A 4,027-nucleotide genomic window follows, 5' to 3' on the forward strand; every position below is an offset into this window, starting at 1 on the left:
TGAGCGCCGACCCGGTCGAGGAGCAGTTCTGGCGCACCGTGGAGGAAGGAGACCTGGAAGCCCTGGCCGGCACGCTCGGGGTCGAGGAGGGGCTGAAGTCGGTCGTCCCGGCGCTGGCCGCCTGGCGCACCACCCGCCGCGAGAGGAGCGTGCTCGACGACTGGCGCTACCGCGTGGTGTGGCGGCCGTTCACTGCTCCCGGCAACCGTCGCCTCGGCGGTGACTGGCTGCTCGTCGTGCCCCAGGCACGAACCGGTGAGGAACTGGCGGTGCTGACCCGGCGCGTGCTCGAGGAGGCCGGGGCCACCGTCGTACCGGTCGTCGTGCCGGAACAGGCGGACCGCGCCGCTCTCACCGAACTGCTCGATGCGGCCGCTCCGGACCTGGGCGGCACGGCGGCGGGCGTGCTGTCGCTGCTCGCGCTCCACGACGAACCGGACGAGCGCGGCCCCGGTTTCTCCAAGGGCCTGCTGGCCTCCATGGCGTTGAGCCAGGCGCTCACCGACGCCGAGGTACGGGCCGGACTGTGGACGCTGACCCGTGGAGCCGTCTCGGTCGACGGCGACCGGGCGCCGAACGCACGCCAGGCCGCCGTGTGGGGTCTGCTGCGGGTGGCCGCGCTGGACGACTCCGAGCAGGCCGGTGGCCTGGTCGACCTTCCTGCCGACGGCTCCACCGAAGTGCTCTCGCACCTCCCGGCGCTCTTGGCCACGAGGGGACAGGACCACACGGAGAGCGAGTTCGTCCTCCGGACCGGTTCCGTGACCGCGCGCGTCCGACGCATGGTGCGCTCGCCTCTCACCGGCACCGGCGCGGCCGGGACACCGGTGTGGCAGCCGCGCGGGACGGTCCTGATCACCGGGGGTACAGGTGCGCTCGGCGCTCATGTCGCCCGGGATCTCGCGCGCGAAGGTGCGGAACACCTCGTACTGACCAGCAGGCGCGGTCCCGACGCGCCCGGAGCGGCTGCGCTGCACAGTGAGTTGACTGACCTCGGCTGCCGCGTGACCATCGCCGCCTGCGACGTGGCCGACCGCGAGGCGCTGGCCGAGCTCCTGGAGGGCCTGCCCGCCGAGCCGGCGCTGACGGCGGTCGTGCACACCGCGGGTGCCGTCGACCGGGCGCGACCGCTCACCCGTGTGGACGCGGACGAGGCCGTCGGTCTGATGCACGCCAAGGTCGTCGGCGCTCAGAACCTGAACGACCTGCTCGCCGGACGTGCGCTGGACGCCTTCGTCCTCTTCTCCTCCGGCGCCGGTGTGTGGGGCAATGGCGGTCAGGCACCGTACGCGGCGGCCAACGCCCACCTGGACGCGCTGGCCGAGGCACGGCGGGCCGCGGGACTGCCCGCCACCTCGCTCGCGTGGGGAGCCTGGGCGGGCGGCGGCATGGTCGACGCCGAGGTGGGAGAGCAACTGCTGCGGCGCGGCGTGCCGGCCATGGAACCGCGACTCGCCGTGCGCGCCCTGCGGGAGTCGGTCGCGGCGGACGACACGGCCGTCGTCGTGGCCGACATCCGCTGGGACCGCTTCGTCCCCGCGTACTGCGCCCACGGGCACCGTCCGCTCATCGACGAGATCCCTGACGTACAGGCCCTGCTGGCTGCTCAACGGGCGGAGGAAGAAGCACAGCGGACGGCGCAGGCGTCCCCTGCTGCGGGCGGTCTGCGCGCGGAGCTGGCCGCGCTTCCGCCGGCCAAGCGCGGGCGCAGGCTGGCCGAGCTGATCCGGACACACGCCGAGGCGGTGCTCGGCTCGGGATCGGCGAGAACGGTCAAACCCGGCAAGGCCTTCCGGGACATGGGTTTCGACTCCCTGACCGCCGTGGAACTCCGCAACCGGCTCGGCACCGCACTCGGCACCAAACTGTCCGCGACGCTCGTGTTCGACCACCCCACACCGCAGGCGCTCGCCGCCCACCTGGACGCGGAACTGTTCCCCGCCGACGGCGAACCCACCCTCGACCCCCGGCTCAGGGAGATCGAGGCGGCCTACCGCGCCACCGCCGACCCCGAGGGCAGGAAGGACCTCGCGGACGCGCTGCGAGGCCTGCTCGACACCTGGGCGGCATCCACCGACGAGCCGACCCCCACGGCCGTCGACGAGGAACTGGTCGGCGCCTCCGACCAGGACATGTTCGACCTGATCGACAAGGAACTCGGGATCTCCTGAGCGGTCCCCCGACACGACTTCCCGATTCTCGAAGGGCTGACTGGCATGGGCAACACGGGCAACACCGAGGACAAGCTGCGGGACTACCTCAAGCGCGTCACCACGGACCTGCGGCAGACCCGCCGCAAGCTCGGTGAACTGGAGACGCGGGCGCACGAGCCCATCGCCATCGTGGCGACCGCCTGCCACCTGCCCGGCGGAGTGCGCAGCCCCGAGGAACTGTGGAGGCTCCTCGCCGACGGCGTCGACACCGTCTCGGACCTGCCCACCGACCGCGGCTGGGACATCGACGGTCTGTACGACCCCGACCCCGAGCACGTCGGTACCAGCTACGTCCGCCAGGGCGCCTTCCTCTACGACGCGGCCGAGTTCGACGCCGGGTTCTTCGAGATCTCGCCCCGTGAGGCGACCGCGATGGACCCGCAGCAGCGACTCCTGCTGGAGACCACCTGGGAGGCGTTCGAGCGAGCCGGCATCGATCCCACCAGCCTGCGGGGCAGCTCCACGGGCGTCTTCGTCGGCGCCAGCAACCAGGCGTACGCCCCTGACGGCACACGCGCCCCCGAGGGCATCGAGGGCCATCTGCTCACGGGCGGGTCCGCCGCCGTCCTGTCCGGCCGCATCGCCTACAGCTTCGGCTTCGAGGGACCGGCCGTCAGCCTCGACACCATGTGCTCGTCGTCGCTGGTCGCACTTCACCTGGCGGTGCGGTCCCTGCGCTCCGGTGAGTGCTCCATGGCCGTCGCGGGCGGCGCCACCGTCATGGCCAGCATGCGCAACTTCATCGAGTTCAGCCGCCAGCGCGGACTGGCCACCGACGGCCGCTGCAAGCCCTTCGCCGCCGGAGCCGACGGCACCGGCTGGGGCGAGGGCGTGGGGGTGCTGCTGCTGGAGCGTCTGTCGGACGCCGAGGCCAACGGGCACCAGGTCCTCGCCGTCATCCGGGGCTCGGCGATCAACCAGGACGGTGCCTCGAACGGACTGACGGCCCCGAACGGTCCCGCGCAGCAGCGCGTCATCCGCGCGGCACTGTCCGACGCCGGCCTGTCGGCCGCGGACGTGGACGTCGTGGAGGCGCACGGTACGGGCACCACACTGGGCGACCCGATCGAGGCACAGGCGCTCCTGGCCACCTATGGGCAGGAGCACGACGCCGACACCCCGCTCTGGATCGGCTCGCTGAAGTCCAACATCGGCCACACGCAGGCCGCCTCCGGTGTCGCGGGCGTCATCAAAATGGTCGAGTCGCTGCGGCACGGCGTGGCCCCCAAGTCGCTTCACGGCGAGGAGATCACCCCGCACGTCGACTGGTCCTCCGGCACCCTCCGCCTGCTCACCGAGGCCGTCGACTGGCCCGAGACCGGACGGCCGCGCCGGGCGGGCGTCTCCTCCTTCGGCGGCAGCGGCACCAACGCCCATGTGGTCCTCGAACAGGCGCCCGCCCCGCAGCCCGCAGGCGAAACCGTCGACGGGACCGCGACCACCGAAGCCGTTCTCCCCTGGCTGCTCTCGGCGCGCTCGGAGGCCGCGCTGAAGGAGCAGGCCCTGCGGCTCGCCGACCGTGTCGAGTCCGGCGGGCTCTCCGCCGTGGACGTCGCCCACACGCTGGTCACCGGCCGTGCCGCCCTGGAGGAGCGTGCCGTCGTGGTCGGCGCCGACCGCTCCACCCTGCTCAACGGCCTGCACGCCCTGGCCCGAGGCGAACGGCCCAGGACCGTGACCCGCGGCCTCACCGAGAGCCCGGACGAGACCGTGGACCCCGTGTTCGTGTTTCCGGGGCAGGGTGCGCAGTGGGTGGGGATGGCGGTGGAGCTCCTGGATGCGTCGCCGGTGTTCGCGTCTCGGTTCGGTGAGTG

Annotated in this window: 2 protein-coding genes; both read left to right on the top strand. The window is 72.8% G+C overall.

Features of this window, described 5'->3' with window-relative positions; all coding sequences use genetic code 11:
* A partial coding sequence (locus ACFW6P_RS31985) for an SDR family NAD(P)-dependent oxidoreductase (protein WP_386360133.1) occupies window positions 1-2,171 on the top strand: 2,171 nt, incomplete at its 5' end.
* A 45-nt stretch (window positions 2,172-2,216) separates the two neighbouring features.
* The coding region (locus ACFW6P_RS31990; protein WP_386425775.1) for a type I polyketide synthase at window positions 2,217-4,027 on the top strand (1,811 nt) is incomplete at its 3' end.

This window comes from Streptomyces sp. NPDC058741 (assembly GCF_042746715.1).
In the GTDB taxonomy this organism is placed as follows: domain Bacteria; phylum Actinomycetota; class Actinomycetes; order Streptomycetales; family Streptomycetaceae; genus Streptomyces.